Source organism: Streptomyces sp. CO7 (assembly GCF_053474865.1).
Map to the genome: position 1 here is coordinate 308935 of NZ_JBRIOU010000001.1, position 920 is coordinate 309854.

Here is a 920-nt window from a genome sequence, read left to right on the forward strand (position 1 = left end):
GTCGGGGGCGACGGGCTACCGGCGGCCACCCGGGCGGTCGGGTCAGCGTCGGTGGCGGTGGGCGAGCGCCTCGTAGGAGGCGGACAGGGCTGGCGCGGCACGGTCGTAGGTGCGCTGGGCGACGCCCACGAACAGGCAGTCGACGACCAGCAGCTGACCGGTGCGCGAGGACATCGCGGCCGGCCGCAGCTCGCTCTCGCGGGCCGTCGAGGTGGTCAGCACGTGGTCCGCGTACTGGGTGACCGGCGATCCGGGGCGGCCGGTGATGGCCACCGTCGTCGCGCCGTGCTCGAAGGCCACCCGCAGCGGCTCGATCACGTCCCCGGTGGAGCCGGAGTGGGTGATCGCCACCGCCACGTCCCCGCCGCGCAGCTGGACGGCGTTGGTGACGGCCAGGTGCGGGTCGCTGTGCGCGTGCGCGACCATCCCTATCCGCAGCAGCTTCTGCGCCAGGTCCTGGGCGACCAGCCCGGAGGCGGCCACCCCGTACACGTCGATCCGCCGGCCGGCCGCCATCGCCGCGACGGCCGCGCCGAGCTGCGCGGTGTCCAGGGAGGCCGCGGTGTCGGCCAGGGTCTGCCGCTCGTCGTGGGCGAGCTTGGCGACGACCTCGGCGATCGGGTCGTCCACGGATATGTCGGCGGTCACCGACGGCGCGCGGCCCGACTCCTGCTGCGCGGCCAGACCCGCCAGCGCGAGCCGCAGGTCCCGGTAGCCGGGGTAGCCCAGCAGCCGCGCCGTGCGCACCACGGTCGCCTCGCTGGTGCCGGTGAGCTGCGCCAGCCCGGTGACGGTGAGCGCCGCGCAGCCCGCCGGGTCACCGGCGACGGCCTCGGCGACCCGCTGCATGGACCGGGTCATCGACGGGGCCAGCGTCCGCACCTTCGCCGCCAGGGCGGCCGGAGCGGGCGGGGCGGGCG

General features: G+C 76.7%; 1 protein-coding gene. It reads right to left on the reverse strand.

Annotated elements, in window-relative coordinates:
- Positions 1-42: 42 nt before the first annotated feature.
- The coding region (locus ACOV8S_RS01420; protein WP_448315496.1) for a MurR/RpiR family transcriptional regulator at positions 43-920 on the reverse strand (878 nt) is incomplete at its 5' end.